At 54.4% G+C, this 17,433-nt stretch carries 15 protein-coding genes and 1 pseudogene; all 16 read left to right on the top strand.

The genetic code is table 11. The features are described from left to right. Positions 1–39: 39 nt before the first annotated feature. The 16 genes and pseudogenes from wcaA (at position 40) to wcaL (ending at position 17,433) form a co-directional block, all read left to right on the top strand. Positions 40–882, top strand: coding sequence for a colanic acid biosynthesis glycosyltransferase WcaA (wcaA, locus tag HV318_RS05960; protein WP_182271988.1), 843 nt, complete (start codon positions 40–42; stop codon positions 880–882). Beyond that, a complete protein-coding gene (wcaB, locus tag HV318_RS05955; protein ID WP_182271987.1) occupies positions 882–1,373 on the top strand; it encodes a colanic acid biosynthesis acetyltransferase WcaB in 492 nt (163 codons plus the stop codon). Before wcaA ends, wcaB begins: the two co-directional genes overlap by 1 nt. Beyond that, positions 1,370–2,587 carry a colanic acid biosynthesis glycosyltransferase WcaC gene (gene wcaC, locus HV318_RS05950; RefSeq protein ID WP_182271986.1) on the top strand — a complete coding sequence of 406 codons (1,218 nt, stop codon included), beginning with the start codon at positions 1,370–1,372 and terminating at the stop codon, positions 2,585–2,587. Before wcaB ends, wcaC begins: the two co-directional genes overlap by 4 nt. Next, positions 2,562–3,782 (top strand): colanic acid polymerase WcaD, encoded by a 1,221-nt coding sequence (gene wcaD / locus HV318_RS05945; RefSeq protein ID WP_182271985.1) that lies wholly within the window; start codon positions 2,562–2,564, stop codon positions 3,780–3,782. The genes wcaC and wcaD overlap by 26 nt, the downstream gene beginning before the upstream one ends. Before the next feature lie 12 nt (positions 3,783–3,794). Then, positions 3,795–4,541: a colanic acid biosynthesis glycosyltransferase WcaE gene (gene wcaE / locus HV318_RS05940; RefSeq protein ID WP_182271984.1), complete on the top strand. Its 747-nt coding sequence runs from the start codon at positions 3,795–3,797 to the stop codon at positions 4,539–4,541. 16 nt (positions 4,542–4,557) lie between these two features. Further along, complete coding sequence (gene wcaF, locus HV318_RS05935) at positions 4,558–5,106, top strand: colanic acid biosynthesis acetyltransferase WcaF (RefSeq protein WP_182271983.1); 549 nt, start codon at positions 4,558–4,560, stop codon at positions 5,104–5,106. Positions 5,107–5,132: 26 nt separating this feature from the next. Next, positions 5,133–6,254: a GDP-mannose 4,6-dehydratase gene (gene gmd / locus HV318_RS05930; RefSeq protein WP_010431938.1), complete on the top strand. Its 1,122-nt coding sequence runs from the start codon at positions 5,133–5,135 to the stop codon at positions 6,252–6,254. Between the two features lie 2 nt (positions 6,255–6,256). Beyond that, complete coding sequence (gene fcl, locus HV318_RS05925; RefSeq protein ID WP_182271982.1) at positions 6,257–7,222, top strand: GDP-L-fucose synthase; 966 nt, start codon at positions 6,257–6,259, stop codon at positions 7,220–7,222. Between the two features lie 2 nt (positions 7,223–7,224). After that, a pseudogene (locus tag HV318_RS05920) lies at positions 7,225–7,698 on the top strand (GDP-mannose mannosyl hydrolase); the annotation flags it as partial. Positions 7,699–7,811: 113 nt separating this feature from the next. Next, positions 7,812–9,035, top strand: coding sequence for a colanic acid biosynthesis fucosyltransferase WcaI (wcaI, locus tag HV318_RS05915; RefSeq protein ID WP_182271980.1), 1,224 nt, complete (start codon positions 7,812–7,814; stop codon positions 9,033–9,035). Between the two features lie 3 nt (positions 9,036–9,038). Next, positions 9,039–10,475 (top strand): mannose-1-phosphate guanyltransferase, encoded by a 1,437-nt coding sequence (gene cpsB / locus HV318_RS05910; RefSeq protein WP_182271979.1) that lies wholly within the window; start codon positions 9,039–9,041, stop codon positions 10,473–10,475. A 110-nt stretch (positions 10,476–10,585) separates the two neighbouring features. Beyond that, on the top strand, positions 10,586–11,956 hold the full coding sequence (gene cpsG / locus HV318_RS05905) for a colanic acid biosynthesis phosphomannomutase CpsG (RefSeq protein ID WP_182271978.1): 1,371 nt from the start codon (positions 10,586–10,588) through the stop codon (positions 11,954–11,956). 87 nt (positions 11,957–12,043) lie between these two features. Next, positions 12,044–13,438, top strand: a complete 1,395-nt coding sequence (wcaJ, locus tag HV318_RS05900; protein ID WP_182271977.1) for an undecaprenyl-phosphate glucose phosphotransferase — start codon at positions 12,044–12,046, stop codon at positions 13,436–13,438. Position 13,439: 1 nt separating this feature from the next. Further along, the gene (wzxC, locus tag HV318_RS05895) at positions 13,440–14,918 is read left to right on the top strand and encodes a colanic acid undecaprenyl disphosphate flippase WzxC (protein WP_182271976.1); all 1,479 of its coding nucleotides are present in this window, start codon (positions 13,440–13,442) and stop codon (positions 14,916–14,918) included. A 17-nt stretch (positions 14,919–14,935) separates the two neighbouring features. Next, positions 14,936–16,216: a colanic acid biosynthesis pyruvyl transferase WcaK gene (gene wcaK, locus HV318_RS05890; RefSeq protein ID WP_182271975.1), complete on the top strand. Its 1,281-nt coding sequence runs from the start codon at positions 14,936–14,938 to the stop codon at positions 16,214–16,216. Beyond that, positions 16,213–17,433 carry a colanic acid biosynthesis glycosyltransferase WcaL gene (gene wcaL, locus HV318_RS05885; RefSeq protein ID WP_182271974.1) on the top strand — a complete coding sequence of 407 codons (1,221 nt, stop codon included), beginning with the start codon at positions 16,213–16,215 and terminating at the stop codon, positions 17,431–17,433. The genes wcaK and wcaL overlap by 4 nt, the downstream gene beginning before the upstream one ends.

Below are 17,433 nucleotides of genomic sequence, written 5' to 3'. Positions count from 1 at the left end.
GGGCAGGGGTGAGGGCATCGAACTCATTCGGGAAAGACCATGACCACACAACGCCCTTTGATTTCTATCTATATGCCGACATGGAACCGTCAGCAGCTGGCGATCCGCGCAATCAAATCCGTACTACGACAGGATTATGATAACTGGGAGCTGATCGTCGTTGATGACTGTTCTTCCTCGTATGAACAGTTGCAGAAATTTGTGTCTGATCTCAATGATCCGCGCGTGATGTATACGCATAACGCCATCAACTCCGGGGCGTGTGCGGTGCGTAACCAGGCGATTATGCAGGCGCAAGGGCAGTATCTGACCGGTATTGACGATGATGATGAATGGACGCCAAATCGTTTGTCGATCTTCCTGTCGCATCAACAGCAGCTGGTTACGCACGCTTTCCTGTATGCCAACGACTATGTCTGCCAGGGTGAAGTCTACTCTCAGCCCGCGAGTCTGCCGCTGTACCCGAAATCTCCGTACTCACGCCGTCTGTTTTATAAGCGCAATATCATTGGCAATCAGGTGTTTACCTGGGCATGGCGCTTTAAAGCGTGTCTGTTTGATACCGAGCTGAAGGCCGCGCAGGATTACGACATCTTCCTGCGGATGGTGGTGGAATATGGTGAACCGTGGAAAGTGGAAGAGGCCACGCAGATCCTGCACATCAATCACGGGGAGATGCAAATCACCTCCTCGCCGAAAAAATTCTCGGGCTACTTTCACTTTTACCGCAAGCACAAGGACAAGTTTGACCGTGCCAGCCGGAAGTATCAGCTCTTTACCCTCTATCAAATCCGCAATAAGCGCATGAACTGGCGCACGCTGCTCACGCTGTTTTCCGTGCGCAATGGTAAACGCCTGGCTGATGGGCTTCGGGGGAAATAATGTTTCTGGAAGATTGCCGCGCAAACAGCTGGAGCCTGCGCCCATGCTGCATGGTTCTGGCGTACCGCATCGCGCACTTTTGCTCGGTGTGGCGCAAAAAAAATGTGCTGAACAATATCTGGGCGGCACCGGCTCTGGTGCTGTACCGCATCATCACCGAATGCATTTTTGGTTATGAAATTCAGGCTGCCGCGACCATTGGCCGCCGCTTCACCATTCACCACGGCTATGCAGTGGTGATTAATAAATTTGTGGTCGCGGGTGATGATTTCACCATTCGCCACGCGGTGACCATCGGCAACCGTGGGCCGGACAGTCTGGCGTGCCCGGTTATCGGCAATAACGTCGAGCTGGGAGCCAACGTGGTGATCATTGGCGACATTACTATCGGCAATAACGTCATCGTGGGTGCAGGTAGCGTGGTGCTGGACAACATTCCGGATAACGCACTGGTGGTGGGAGAAAAAGCCCGGGTGAAGGTGATCAAATGAACATTCTGCAATTTAACGTACGCCTCGCGGAAGGCGGGGCGGCCGGTGTAGCGCTGGATCTGCATCAGCGTGCGCTGCAAAAAGGATTACAGTCGCGCTTTGTCTACGGCTACGGCAAGAGCGGCAAGAAAAGCGTCAGCCACGATAACTATCCGCAGGTGCTGAAGCAGACGCCGCGCCTGACGTCTATTGCTAACATTGCACTGTTTCGTCTGTTTAACCGCGATCTGTTCGGTAACCTGAATAACCTTTATCGCACTGTAACGCGAACCACCGGCCCGGTAGTGCTGCATTTTCACGTGCTGCACAGCTACTGGCTGAAGCTGGAAGAGGTGGTGGCATTTTGCGAGAACGTGCAGGCGCATAAACCGGACACCCGGTTTGTCTGGACGCTGCACGATCACTGGAGTGTGACCGGACGCTGCGCGTTTACCGACGGCTGTGAAGGGTGGAAAACGAACTGTCAGAAATGCCCGACGCTGACCAACTATCCACCCGTCAACATTGATCGCGCATATCAGCTGGTAGAGGGAAAACGTCAGCTGTTTCGCGACATGATTTCGCTTGGCTGCACGTTTATCTCCCCAAGCCAGCACGTGGCGGACGCATTCAACAGTCTGTACGGCGCAGGGCGCTGCAAAATCATTAACAACGGTATCGATGTGGCGACGGAAGAGATTCTGGCGGAGCTGACGCCGGCGGCGGAAACCACGGGCAAACCGAAAATTGCTATTGTCGCGCATGATTTGCGCTACGACGGTAAAACCAATCAGCAACTGGTGCAAGACATCATGGCGCTGGGCGACAACATTGAACTGCATACCTTCGGTAAGTTTTCCCCGTTCATCGGGGCAAACGTGGTGAACCACGGGTTTGAAACTGACAAGCGCAAACTGATGAGCGCCCTGAACGGCATGGACGCGCTGGTGTTTAGCTCACGCGTGGATAACTACCCGCTGATCCTGTGCGAAGCGCTCTCGATTGGTGTGCCGGTGATTGCCACCCACAGCGATGCGGCGCGTGAAGTGCTGGAAAAATCGGGCGGGAAAACCTTCGCGGAGCAGGAGGTATTGCCGCTGGTGCAGATGACGAAGGCCGATATTGCGCAAGCCGTGTTTGGCACGAGCCTGGAATCGTTCCGCAACCGCAGTCGCAAGGCCTACAGTGGACAACAGATGCTGGAGGAGTATGTCTCGTTCTATCAGAATCTGTAGTTATCTGCTGCTGCCGCTGATTTACCTGCTGGTCAACGTCAAGATTGCTCAGTTGGGTGAAAGCTTCCCGATTACCATCGTGACCTTCTTGCCCGTTCTGCTTTTGCTGTACGTCGAGAAAATCAACCTGAAGAAGTTGATGATTGCGCTGGGTATCGGGTCAGGGCTGACGGCCTTTAACTACATCTTTGGCCAGTCGCTGGATGCCAGTAAATACGTCACCTCCACCATGCTGTTTGTTTATATCGTCATTATTATTGGCATGGTCTGGAGTATTCGCTTTAAAACGATATCACCGCACAATTATCGGAAAATCCTCAGGTTCTTTTATATTGCCGTTGCGTTAATTGTTATGCTTGCTGCACTGGAGATGGCGCAAATTATTTTGACCGGTGGCAGTAGCCTGATGGAGATTATTTCGAAATATCTCATTTACAGTAACAGTTACGTTCTGAACTTCATTAAGTTTGGCGGAAAGCGTACCACCGCACTCTATTTTGAACCGGCGTTTTTTGCTCTGGCATTAATCTCAATTTGGCTCAGCATCAAACAGTTTGGTATCAAAACCCCTAAGACCGATGCTATGATTCTTGCAGGGATTGTTCTGTCAGGATCGTTTTCCGGGGTAATGACATTTATCTTGTTTTACCTGCTGGAGTGGGCGTTCCAGTATCTGAACAAAGAGGCGATTAAGAAAAAATTGCCGCTGGCGATTATTTCCCTGACGGTGTTTATGGTGGGTGTGATATTTGCCTTCCCATACATCTCTGAACGTCTGGGAGATTTGGGAACAGAAGGTTCATCATCCTATTATCGCATCATCGGACCGCTGGTGATGGTGGGTTATTCCTTAACCCACATTGATGGTGTAGTAAGATTCGGCTCACTTTATGAATATGTTGCATCATTCGGAATCTTTAACGGTGCGGACGTCGGTAAAACCATAGACAATGGCCTGTATCTGTTAATTATTTATTTTTCGTGGTTCGCCCTGTTGTTGACATTGTGGTATCTGTTTAACGTTTTCAAAATGATGATTAACGCGTTTGGTGATAACCAAAACTTTCGCGTGCAGCTTTATCTTTTTACGCCCGTGTCGCTGTTTTTTACAGGGTCAATATTTAGCCCGGAATATGCATTCTTAATTGTCTGTCCGTTTATTTTGCGCAAGGCGCTAAATATTACGAATTCATGACGAGGTGATTTTATGTTTCTTAGCGTTGTTACTGTCGCCTTTCGCAACTACGAAGGGGTGGTAAAAACCTGGCGCTCGCTGCGCAATCTGGCGCGCGATCCGAGCCTCACCTTTGAGTGGATCGTGGTCGATGGCGGTTCGAACGATGGCACGGCGGAGTTTCTGGAAAAACTCAACGGTGAGTTCAACTTACGTTACATCAGCGAGAAAGATAAAGGTATCTACGACGCCATGAATAAAGGCATCGCGATGGCGCAAGGGCGGTATGCTATCTTCCTCAATTCCGGTGATGTGTTCCATGATGATGTGGCGCTGTTTGCCCGCCAGCTGGCTCGCCAGAAAGAAGAGGCGATGTACATTGGTGATGCGCTGCTCGATTTTGGCGACGGTAATAAAGTACTGCGTAGCGCCAAACCGGGCTGGTATATCTATCACAGCTTGCCCGCCAGCCATCAGGCCATTTTCTTCCCGGTAAAGGGGCTGAAAAAACAACCTTACGATCTGCAGTATAAAGTGTCATCAGATTATGCACTGGCCGCCAGTTTGTATAAGTCAGGTTATCCATTCTGTCGAATTAACGGTCTGGTGTCTGAATTTTCAATGGGTGGGGTGTCAACCTCGAATAATCTTGAATTATGCCAGGATGCCAAAAACGTCCAGCGTAAGATATTACGCGTGCCGGGCTTTTGGGCGGAATTGTCTTATTTTCTGCGTCTGAAAACGACGGGTAAAGCGAAAGCCTTATATAACAAAGTCTGAAATATAAGGAAACGTAATGCAGGATTTAAAAGGATTCTCCGTGCCGAAAGATTTTCGCGGCAGGAGCGGTATTAAAGTGCAGTTATGGTGGGCGGTACAGGCAACTTTATTTGCCTGGTCGCCGCAAATACTGTATCGCTGGCGAGCATTTTTATTACGCCTGTTTGGTGCAAAAATCGGAAAAAACGTAGTTATTCGTCCATCGGTCAAAATTACGTATCCCTGGAAATTAACGCTTGGGGATTATGCCTGGGTCGGGGACGACGCCGTGCTCTATACCCTGGGCGATATTACGATTGGCGCAAATTCGGTGGTGTCACAGAAATGTTATTTGTGCACCGGAAGTCACGATTTCATGAGCCCGCATTTCGATATTACCGCCACACCTATTGTGATTGGTGAAAAATGCTGGCTGGCAACAGATGTCTTTGTTGCACCGGGTGTCTCTGTTGGCGACGGCACGGTTATTGGTGCCCGCAGCAGCGTTTTTAAATCGCTACCGGCAAATAAAGTTTGCCGTGGCAATCCCGCAGTGGTGATACGCGAACGCGTTGAAGCTGAATAATTTCTTATAAGTTGGAGAAAATAAACATGTCTAAAGTCGCTCTCATCACCGGCGTTACCGGACAGGATGGTTCTTACCTGGCAGAATTATTGCTGGAAAAAGGGTATGAAGTACACGGTATTAAGCGTCGTGCTTCTTCGTTCAACACCGAGCGTGTTGACCATATCTACCAGGATCCTCACTCCGCGAACCCGAAATTCCATCTGCATTACGGCGATCTGACCGATTCTTCCAACCTGACTCGCATCCTGCAGGAAGTGCAGCCGGATGAAGTGTACAACCTGGGGGCGATGAGCCACGTTGCGGTCTCTTTCGAATCTCCTGAATACACCGCTGACGTTGACGCAATGGGTACCCTGCGCCTGCTGGAAGCCATTCGCTTCCTCGGCCTTGAGAAGAAAACCCGTTTCTACCAGGCGTCCACCTCTGAGCTGTACGGTCTGGTGCAGGAAATCCCACAGAAAGAGACCACGCCGTTCTACCCGCGCTCTCCGTATGCGGTAGCCAAACTGTACGCCTACTGGATCACCGTGAACTACCGTGAATCTTATGGCATGTACGCCTGTAACGGCATTCTGTTCAACCACGAATCCCCACGTCGTGGCGAAACCTTCGTGACCCGCAAAATCACTCGCGCGATCGCTAACATCGCTCAGGGTCTGGAATCGTGCCTGCACCTCGGCAACATGGACTCCCTGCGTGACTGGGGCCATGCCAAAGACTACGTGAAAATGCAGTGGATGATGCTGCAGCAGGACAAGCCAGAAGATTTCGTTATCGCTACCGGTGTGCAGTACTCCGTGCGTCAGTTCGTTGAGATGGCCGCAGCACAGCTGGGCATCAAACTGCGCTTCGAAGGCACCGGCGTGGAAGAGAAGGGCATTGTGGTTTCGGTAACCGGCCACGACGCACCGGGCGTGAAGCCGGGCGACGTGATTGTGCAGGTTGACCCGCGTTACTTCCGCCCTGCGGAAGTGGAAACCCTGCTGGGCGATCCAACCAAAGCGCACGAAACCCTGGGCTGGAAACCCGAAACCACTCTGCAGGAGATGGTTTCCGAGATGGTGGCCAAAGATCTTGAAGCAGCGAAAAAACACTCCCTGCTTAAGTCTCATGGCTACGAGGTTGCCATCGCGCTGGAGTCTTAAGAATGACGAAACAACGTATTTTTGTCGCCGGCCATCGCGGAATGGTGGGTTCCGCGATTGAACGCCAGCTGAAGCAGCGCGGTGACGTAGAGGTGATTGTCCGCACCCGCGACGAGCTGAACCTGCTCGACAGCAAGGCTGTGCAGGCGTTCTTTGCGAATGAACGCATTGACCAGGTGTATCTGGCGGCGGCAAAAGTGGGTGGCATTGTTGCCAACAACACGTACCCGGCGGATTTCATCTACGAGAACATGATGATCGAGAGCAACATCATTCACGCAGCGCATCTGCATAACGTGAACAAGTTGTTGTTCCTCGGGTCATCCTGTATCTACCCGAAAATGGCAACACAGCCGATTGCGGAAAGTGAGCTGTTGCAGGGCACGCTTGAAGCGACCAACGAGCCATACGCGATTGCCAAAATTGCCGGGATCAAGCTGTGTGAATCCTACAACCGTCAGTATGGTCGCGACTATCGCTCGGTGATGCCGACCAACCTGTACGGGCCGCATGACAACTTCCATCCGAGCAATTCGCACGTGATCCCGGCGCTGTTGCGTCGCTTCCACGAGGCAACCGCCGAGAACACACCGGACGTGGTGGTGTGGGGAAGCGGTACGCCGATGCGTGAGTTTCTGCACGTAGATGATATGGCGGCTGCCAGCATTCACGTGATGGAGCTGGATCGCGAGGTGTGGCAGGAGAACACCGAGCCGATGCTGTCGCACATCAACGTGGGCACGGGCGTGGACTGCACCATTCGCGAGCTGGCGCAGACCATCGCCAAAGTGGTGGGCTACAAGGGCCGAGTGGTGTTTGATGCCACCAAACCGGACGGCACGCCGCGTAAACTGCTGGACGTGACCCGTCTGCATCAGCTGGGCTGGTATCACGAGGTGTCACTGGAGCAGGGGCTGGCCAGCACTTACCAGTGGTTCCTGGAAAACCAGCACCGCTTCCGGGGGTAACGATGTTTTTAAGTCAGGAAGATTTTGCCACGGTAGTGCGTTCTACGCCGCTCATCTCAATCGATTTGATCGTCGGGAACGAACGCGGCGAGTTCTTGCTGGGGAAACGAACCAATCGTCCTGCACAGGGCTTCTGGTTCGTGCCCGGCGGGCGCGTGCAGAAGGATGAGACGCTGGCAACTGCCTTTGAGCGTCTTACTCTGGCGGAGCTGGGCCTGCAACTGCCGATGGCAGCGGGCCAGTTTTACGGGGTCTGGCAGCACTTCTATGACGATAACTTTTCAGGCACCGGATTCTCCACGCACTACATCGTGCTGGGGTTCCGCCTGAGGGTGAGTGAGGCAGACCTGTGTCTGCCTGATTCCCAGCATGACGACTACCGCTGGCTGACGCCAGAGGCGCTGCTTGCCAGTGGTAACGTGCATGACAACAGTCGGGCGTATTTCCTCACGGAACGTCAGGCTGAGGTGCCGGGATGTTACACGAAATCATTCTGCCTGGATCAAGGCGGCAAGACTGGGGATCCTGAAGCAAGTGACTGGGGTGAGCAGACGCAGCCAACGCAGAGTCAGGTTGAAGGATGAAGTGTATGAAGATCCTCGTATATGGAATTAACTACTCGCCGGAGCTAACCGGTATCGGGAAATACACCGGCGAGATGGTCGAGTGGATGGCGAGCCAGGGACATGACGTGCGGGTCATTACCGCGCCGCCGTACTACCCGGAGTGGAAGGTGGGCGAGCGCTACTCCAGCTGGCGTTATCGCCGCGAAGAGGGGGCCGCGACGGTGTGGCGCTGCCCGCTGTACGTGCCGAAGCAGCCCTCGACGCTAAAACGTTTACTTCATCTGGGCAGCTTTGCCCTGAGCAGTTTCTTCCCGCTGATGGCGCAACGTCGCTGGAAGCCGGATCGCATTATCGGCGTGGTGCCGACGCTGTTTTGCACGCCAGGCATGCGCCTGCTGGGCAAACTCTCCGGCGCGCGCACCCTGCTGCATATTCAGGACTATGAAGTGGACGCCATGCTTGGCCTGGGGATGGCAGGTAAAGGCAAGAGCGGCGTCGTTGCGAAGCTTGCCAGCGCTTTTGAGCGTAGCAGTCTGCATAACGTCGATTACGTTTCGACCATCTCGCGCTCAATGATGAATAAAGCCCAGGAGAAGGGCGTGGCGGCGGAGAAAGTGATCTTTTTCCCGAACTGGTCTGAAGTGGCGCGTTTTCGTGACGTGACAGAAAGTGACGCGCAGGCGTTACGTGCCCAGCTTGGTTTGCCTGAAGAACAAAAAATCATTCTTTACTCCGGCAACATCGGCGAAAAGCAGGGGCTGGAGAGCGTTATCGAGGCCGCGCAACAGCTTAGTAAACGTTCGTGGATGTTTGTGATTGTCGGGCAGGGCGGTGGGAAAGCGCGGCTGGAGAAGATGGCAAGCGAGCGTGGCCTGACAAATGTGAAATTCTTCCCCCTTCAGTCGTACGAGGCACTGCCTGCGTTGCTGAAGATGGGCGACTGCCATCTGGTGGTGCAAAAGCGCGGCGCGGCAGATGCGGTGCTGCCGTCCAAGCTGACCAACATTCTGGCGGTGGGCGGTAATGCGGTGATTACGGCAGAAGCCGCAACCGAATTAGGCCAGTTATGCAGCAGCTATCCGGGGATCGCCGTTTGCGTGGAGCCGGAATCAGTCTCTGCGCTGGTGAGTGGAATTGAGCAGGCACTTGCCATGCCAAAAGTGAACACGGTGGCACGTGAATATGCCGAGCGTACGCTCGAGAAAGAGAACGTGCTGAGCCAATTTATTGCAGATATACGGGGATAAATCATGAGTCAAACCACGTTGTATCCGGTTGTGATGGCAGGTGGCTCTGGTAGCCGGTTGTGGCCGCTGTCCCGCGTGCTCTATCCAAAACAGTTCCTCTGCCTGAAAGGGGATCTCACCATGCTGCAAACGACGGTTAACCGTTTGCACGGCGTGGAGTGTGAAAGCCCGGTGGTGATCTGTAACGAACAACACCGCTTTATCGTTGCCGAGCAGCTGCGCCAGCTGAATAAACTCACTGAAAATATCATTCTGGAGCCTGCCGGACGCAATACGGCACCGGCTATCGCCCTGGCGGCACTGGCAGCAAAACGCAGCAGCCCGGATTGCGATCCGTTGATGCTGGTGTTGGCGGCAGACCACGTCATTCAGCAGGAAGACGCGTTCCGTGATGCGGTACGAGCTGCCATTCCTTACGCCGACAGCGGCAAGCTGGTGACCTTCGGCATCGTGCCGGATCTGCCGGAAACGGGTTACGGCTACATCCGCCGTGGCACGGTAACGCCAGGTGAAGGCGATAGCGTGGCGTTTGACGTGGCGCAGTTTGTCGAAAAACCCAATCTTGAAACCGCACAGGCTTATGTGGCCAGCGGTGAATACTACTGGAACAGCGGCATGTTCCTGTTCCGCGCCGGGCGCTATCTGGAAGAGCTGCAGAAGTATCGTCCGGATATCTTAAGCGCCTGCGAAAAAGCGATGGACGTGGTTGACCCGGATCTCGACTTTATTCGTGTGGATGAAGACGCCTTCCTCGCCTGCCCGGAAGAGTCCATCGACTACGCGGTGATGGAACGCACGGCAGACGCCGTCGTGGTGCCGATGGATGCGGGCTGGAGTGATGTCGGCTCCTGGTCCTCACTGTGGGAGATCAGCGCCCATACCCCGGAGGGTAACGTTCATCACGGTGATGTGATTAGTCACAAGACGGTAAACAGCTACGTTTATGCCGAATCAGGCCTGGTGACGACGGTGGGGGTGAAGGATCTGGTGGTCGTTCAGACCAAAGATGCCGTGCTGATTGCCGACCGTAATGTCGTGCAGGACGTGAAAAAAGTGGTGGAGAAGATCAAGGCCGATGGCCGTCATGAACACCATATTCATCGCGAAGTCTACCGTCCGTGGGGGAAATATGACTCCATCGATGCGGGAGACCGCTACCAGGTGAAACGCATCACCGTGAAGCCGGGTGAAGGGCTGTCGGTACAGATGCACCATCACCGCGCTGAGCACTGGGTTGTGGTGGCGGGCACTGCCAAAGTCACCATCGACGGTGAGATCAAACTGCTGGGTGAAAACGAATCGGTGTACATCCCGCTCGGGGCAACGCACTGCCTGGAAAACCCGGGGAAAATTCCTCTCGATTTAATTGAAGTGCGCTCCGGTTCGTATCTGGAAGAGGACGACATTGTTCGCTTCCAGGATCGTTACGGCCGGGTATAGCACCTTAGCATCTTGCCCGGTGGCGCAGCGCTTACCGGGCCTACGAATGACAAAAATGAATTTGGCCATTTAGTGGTCAGGGCCAACTGTTGCCTGAAAAAGGGGTCATCATGGAAAAATTAACCTGTTTTAAAGCCTACGATATTCGGGGCAAGCTGGGTGAAGAGCTGAATGAAGATATTGCGTGGCGCATTGGCCGCGCGTACGGCGAATATTTAAAACCGCAGACCATCGTGCTGGGCGGCGATGTGCGTCTGACCAGTGAGTCGCTGAAGCTGGCGCTGGCAAAAGGGTTGCAGGATGCGGGTGTGGATGTGCTGGACATCGGCCTTTCCGGTACCGAAGAGATCTATTTTGCCACCTTCCACCTTGGCGTGGACGGCGGTATCGAAGTGACCGCCAGCCATAACCCGATGGATTACAACGGCATGAAGCTGGTGCGCAAGGGCGCGCGACCTATCAGTGGTGACACCGGCCTGCGCGATGTGCAGCGTCTGGCGGAAGCTAACGACTTCCCGCCGGTGAACGAAGCACAACGCGGCAGCTACAAGCAGATCAACCTGCAAAAAGCCTACATTGACCACCTGCTGGGCTACATCAATGTGGCGAATCTCAAACCGCTCACGCTGGTGATCAACTCTGGCAACGGTGCCGCAGGTCCGGTTGTCGATGCGCTGGAAGCCCGCTTTAAGGCGCTGAACGTGCCGGTGACCTTCGTTAAAGTCCACAACACGCCTGACGGTAATTTCCCTAACGGGATCCCGAATCCGCTGCTGCCGGAGTGTCGCGATGACACCCGTAACGCGGTGATTGAGCACGGTGCGGATATGGGCATCGCCTTTGACGGTGATTTCGACCGCTGCTTCCTGTTCGACGAGAAAGGCCAGTTTATCGAAGGCTACTACATTGTCGGTCTGCTGGCGGAAGCGTTCCTCGAGAAGAACCCGGGGGCGAAAATCATTCACGATCCGCGTCTTTCCTGGAACACCGTTGACGTGGTTGCTGCGGCGGGTGGCCAGCCGGTGATGTCCAAAACCGGTCACGCTTTCATTAAAGAGCGTATGCGCGAAGAAGATGCCATTTATGGCGGCGAGATGAGCGCCCACCACTACTTCCGTGATTTTGCCTACTGCGACAGCGGAATGATCCCGTGGCTGCTGGTGGCTGAGCTGCTGTGTCTGAAAGGACAGACGCTGGGCGAACTGGTGCGCGACCGTATGGCGGCGTTCCCGGCAAGCGGGGAGATCAACAGCAAACTGGCGCAACCTGCCGACGCTATTGCCCGCGTGGAGCAGCACTTTGCCATTCACGCGCTGGAAATTGACCGTACCGACGGCATCAGCATGTCGTTCCCGCAGTGGCGCTTCAATCTGCGTTCTTCAAACACCGAGCCGGTGGTGCGCCTGAATGTGGAATCACGGGCGGATGTCCCACTGATGGAAGCGCGAACGCAGGACATTCTGGCGCTGTTGAATCAGTAAAACGAAAACCTTACCCCTCACCCTAACCCTCTCCCCTTTGGGGAGAGGGTTAGGGTGAGGGGCAGGTTTTGAACGAAAGGAACAACGATGACGAATCTAAAAAAACGCGAGCGAGCGAGAACGAATGCATCGTTAATCTCTATGGTGCAGCGTTTTTCCGATATCACCATCATGGTCGGTGGATTGTGGGCGGTGTGTTGGGTGAGCGGCCAACCCTTCCTGTACATGCATTTGCTGATGGCTCTGATTGCGCTGGTGGTGTTTCAGATGATCGGTGGGATAACCGATTTCTACCGTTCGTGGCGCGGCGTAAAAATTACCACTGAGCTGATGCTGTTACTGCAAAACTGGACGTTAAGCCTGATTTTCAGCGCCGGGCTGGTGGCGTTTAGCCGTGATTTTGACAACCGGCTGGTGACCTATCTGTGCTGGTACCTGCTAACCAGCGTCGGCATGGTGGTCTGCCGTTCGCTCATTCGCTATGGCGCGGGCTGGCTGCGCAATCGCGGCTACAACACGCGTTATGTTGCCGTGGCGGGTGACTTGCCGGTCGGACAAGCCCTGCTGGACAGTTTCCGCAAAGAGCCGTGGCTGGGTCTTGAGGTTGTAGGGATTTATCACGATGCAAGACCGGGAGGCGTTTCGTCCGACTGGGCCGGGAATGTTGAACAACTGCTCGACGATGCAAAAGCGGGCAAAATCCATAACGTCTATATTGCCATGCCAATGAGCGAGGAAGCGTGCATTAAGCGTCTGGTTCGCAAACTTGCAGATACCACCTGCTCGGTGATCCTCATCCCTGACGTCTTTACCTTCAATATTCTGCACTCGCGTATTGATGAGGTGAACGGTGTGCCGGTGGTACCGCTGTATGACACGCCGCTGTCGGGCATTAACCGCGTGCTTAAGCGCATCGAAGATATCATTCTTTCCTCACTGATTTTACTGCTGATCTCCCCGGTGCTGTGCTGCATTGCGCTGGCGGTCAAGCTGAGTTCTCCAGGCCCGATTATCTTCCGCCAGACCCGCTACGGCATAGACGGTAAACCGATTATGGTGTGGAAGTTCCGCTCCATGAAGGTGATGGAGAACGACAAAGTGGTGACTCAGGCGACGCAAAATGACCCACGCGTCACGCGGGTGGGTAACTTCCTGCGTCGCACGTCGCTGGATGAGCTGCCGCAGTTTATCAACGTCTTTACCGGTGGAATGTCGATTGTTGGGCCACGTCCGCACGCGGTGGCTCATAACGAGCAGTATCGCTCGCTGATTGAAGGTTACATGCTGCGCCATAAGGTGAAGCCTGGTATCACCGGCTGGGCGCAGATCAACGGCTGGCGCGGTGAAACCGACACGCTGGAAAAAATGGAAAAACGCATCGAGTTCGACCTGGAGTACATCCGTGAATGGAGCCTCTGGTTTGATATCAAGATCGTCTTTCTGACCATCTTCAAAGGTTTTGTGAACAAAGCGGCGTACTAAGATGAGCTTACGTGAAAAAACCATCAGCGGCGCGAAGTGGTCAGCAATGGCGACCATTGTCATTATCGGCCTGGGGCTGGTGCAGATGACGGTGCTGGCGCGCATTATTGATAATCACCAGTTTGGTCTGCTGACCGTATCGCTGGTGATTATCGCGCTGGCCGATACGCTGTCTGACTTCGGGATCGCCAACTCGATTATTCAGCGCAAGGAGATTAGCCAGCTGGAGCTGACCACGCTCTACTGGCTGAACGTTGGGCTTGGGATCGTCGTTTTTGTGCTGGTGTTCCTGCTGAGTGACACCATCGCCAGTGTGCTGAACAACCCGGATCTTGCCCCGCTGATGCGCACGCTCTCGTTTGCCTTTGTGGTGATCCCTCACGGGCAACAGTTCCGCGCGTTGATGCAAAAAGAGCTGGAGTTCAACAAGATCGGCATGATTGAAACCAGTGCCGTGCTGGCGGGCTTTACCTTCACCGTGGTGAGCGCCCATTTCTGGCCGCTGGCAATGACGGCTATCCTCGGGTATCTGGTGAACTCAACCGTACGCACGCTGCTGTTCGGCTTCTTTGGCCGTAAGATTTACCGCCCGGGGCTGCATTTCTCACTGGCCTCGGTGTCATCTAACCTGCGCTTTGGCGCGTGGCTGACGGCTGACAGCATCATCAACTACGTCAACACCAACCTCTCCACCCTGGTGCTGGCGCGCATTCTGGGGGCGAGCGTCGCGGGGGGCTATAACCTGGCCTACAACGTCGCGGTGGTGCCGCCGATGAAACTGAACCCGATCATCACCCGCGTGCTGTTCCCGGCGTTCGCCAAAATTCAGGATGATACCGGGAAGCTGCGGGTCAATTTCTACAAGTTGCTTTCCGTGGTGGGCATTATCAACTTCCCGGTGCTGCTGGGGCTGATGGTGGTTTCCAGCAACGTTGTGCCGCTGGTGTTTGGCGAGAAGTGGGACAGCATCATTCCCATCCTGCAACTGCTGTGCGTGGTGGGGCTGCTGCGCTCCGTTGGTAACCCGATTGGTTCCCTGCTGATGGCAAAAGCGCGCGTTGATATCAGCTTCAAATTCAATGTGTTCAAAACCTTCCTGTTTATTCCGGCGATTATCGTTGGTGGGCACATGGCAGGGGCTATCGGCGTCACGCTCGGCTTCCTGATGGTGCAGATCATCAATACCGTTCTGAGCTACTTCGTGATGATCAAACCGGTGCTGGGCTCCAGCTATCGTCAGTACATCCTCAGCCTGTGGCTACCGTTTTATCTCTCATTGCCAACGCTTGTTGTCAGCTATGGCCTGGGCGTGGTGCTCAGCGGCCATCTGCCGCTGGTCGCTTTACTGGCGGTGCAGATTGTCGCTGGTGCGGTTGCGTTCGGGGTGATGATGGTGCTGTCACGTAATGCGCTGGTGGTGGAGATGAAGCGCCAGTTTTGCCGTAACGAAAAAATGAAAACGCTGCTTCGCGCAGGCTAATTCTTTAAGAGGCCATTATGAAATTACTTATCCTTGGCAACCATACCTGCGGCAACCGTGGCGACAGCGCCATTCTGCGCGGTTTATTGGATGCAATTAACACTCTTGAGCCTGAGACAGAAGTAGATGTGATGAGCCGTTATCCGGTCAGCTCATCCTGGTTGCTGAACCGTCCGGTGATGGGCGACCCGCTCTACAGCCAGATGAAACAGCACAACAACGTTGCCGGTGTGATGGGGCGGGTGAAGAAAGTGCTGCGCCGTCGCTACCAGCACCAGGTGTTGCTTTCACGCGTCACTGATACCGGCAAGCTGCGCAACATTGCCATTGCACAAGGTTTTACCGATTTTGTTCGCCTGCTGTCGGGCTATGACGCCATTATTCAGGTCGGTGGCTCTTTCTTTGTCGATCTCTATGGTGTGCCGCAATTTGAGCATGCGCTCTGTACGTTTATGGCAAAAAAACCGCTGTTTATGATTGGTCACAGCGTGGGGCCATTCCAGGATCCGCAGTTTAACCAACTGGCGAACTATGTGTTTGCCCACTGTGATGCGCTGATCCTGCGTGAATCGGTGAGCCTTAATCTGATGAAGCGCAGCGATATCGACACCTCAAAAGTTGAGCACGGTGTGGATACCGCCTGGCTGGTGGATCATCAGGACGACCGTTTCCAGGCAAGCTATGCGGTGCAGCACTGGCTGGATGTGGTGGCAAAACAGAAAACCGTTGCTATTACCCTGCGCGAGCTTGCGCCATTCGACAAGCGTCTTGGCACGACCCAGGCGGCGTATGAAGAAGCCTTCGCCGGAGTGGTTAACCGCATACTGGACAGCGGTTATCAGGTGCTGGCGCTCTCTACCTGTACCGGTATCGACAGTTATAACAAAGATGACCGTATGGTAGCGCTGAACCTGCGCCATCTGGTGAATGATCCATCGCGCTATCACGTGGTGATGGACGAACTGAACGACCTGGAGATGGGCAAGCTGCTCTCGGCCTGCGACCTGACCGTGGGTACCCGTCTGCACTCGGCGATTATCTCCATGAACTTTGGCACGCCTGCAATTGCCATTAACTACGAGCACAAATCAGCGGGCATTATGCAGCAGCTCGGCATGCCTGAGATGGCGGTTGATATCCGTCACTTGCTGGACGGTTCCCTCGGGGCGATGGTTGGCGATACCCTGGGACAGCTACCAGCCATTAACGAACGTCTGGCCGTGGCGGTGAAAGCGGAGCGCGAAAAAGGGATCGGGATGGTGAAATCTGTCCTTGAGCGCGTCGGGGAGGGGAAATGAAGGTTGGTTTCTTCTTACTGAAATTTCCGTTGTCGTCAGAAACCTTTGTGCTGAACCAAATCACCGCGTTTATCGATATGGGATATGACGTGGAGATTATCGCCCTGCAAAAGGGCGATACGCAAAACACCCATGCGGCCTATACGCAATATGGGCTGGAGGCGAAAACCCGCTGGCTCCAGGATGAACCGTCCGGAAGAATGAGTAAGCTGCGCCACCGGGCCAGACAAACCCTGCGTGGCATCCATCGTCCCTCGACCTGGCGTGCGCTGAATGTTTCGCGCTACGGTGCGGAATCACGCAATCTGATCCTCTCGGCCATCTGCGGACAAACGGCACAGCCGTACCGTGCCGATGTGTTTATCGCCCACTTTGGTCCGGCGGGCGTCACCGCAGCCAAACTGCGCGAACTGGGGGTGATTGACGGCAAAATAGCGACCATTTTTCACGGGATTGATATCTCCAGCCGCGAAGTGTTGAACCACTACACGCCGGAGTATCAGCAGCTTTTTCGCCGCGGCGACATGATGCTGCCCATCAGCGAGTTGTGGGCCGGACGGCTGAAAAGCATGGGCTGCCCGGGGGAGAAAATCACCGTTTCGCGAATGGGCGTTGATTTGGCGCGTTTTACCCTGCGCCCGGTGAAGGTGCCGGGTACATCGTTGCAGATTATCTCTGTTGCCCGTCTGACCGAGAAAAAAGGGCTGCATGTGGCTATTGAAGCCTGCCGCCAGTTGAAGGCGCGCGGCGTTGATTTTCGTTATCGTATTCTGGGTATTGGCCCGTGGGAGCGCCGCCTGCGCACGCTTATCGAACAGTATCAGCTGGAAGACTATGTCGACATGCCGGGCTTCAAGCCGAGCCACGAGGTAAAAGTGATGCTTGATGAAGCCGATGTGTTCCTGCTGCCGTCCGTGACCGGAGCCGATGGTGATATGGAGGGGATCCCGGTGGCACTGATGGAGGCGATGGCTGTCGGTATTCCGGTGGTATCGACCGTACACAGCGGGATCCCGGAGTTGATCCAGTCTGACTATTCTGGCTGGCTGGTGCCTGAGAACAATGCGCCAGCCCTTGCCGATCGTCTGGCCGCATTTAGCGAAATCGACCCGCAGACGTTGGTACCTGTGCTGCACAATGCCCGACAAAAAGTTGAGGCAGAATTTAACCAGCAGGTGATTAATCGCCAGTTAGCGAGCCTGCTGCAAACGTTGTAA

Origin of the sequence: Enterobacter sp. RHBSTW-00901 (assembly GCF_014103115.1) — a bacterium.
Lineage (GTDB): Bacteria > Pseudomonadota > Gammaproteobacteria > Enterobacterales > Enterobacteriaceae > Enterobacter > Enterobacter cloacae_P.
The sequence above is the reverse complement of the archived record's forward strand: the minus strand, read 5'-3'. Positions and strand labels throughout refer to the sequence as shown.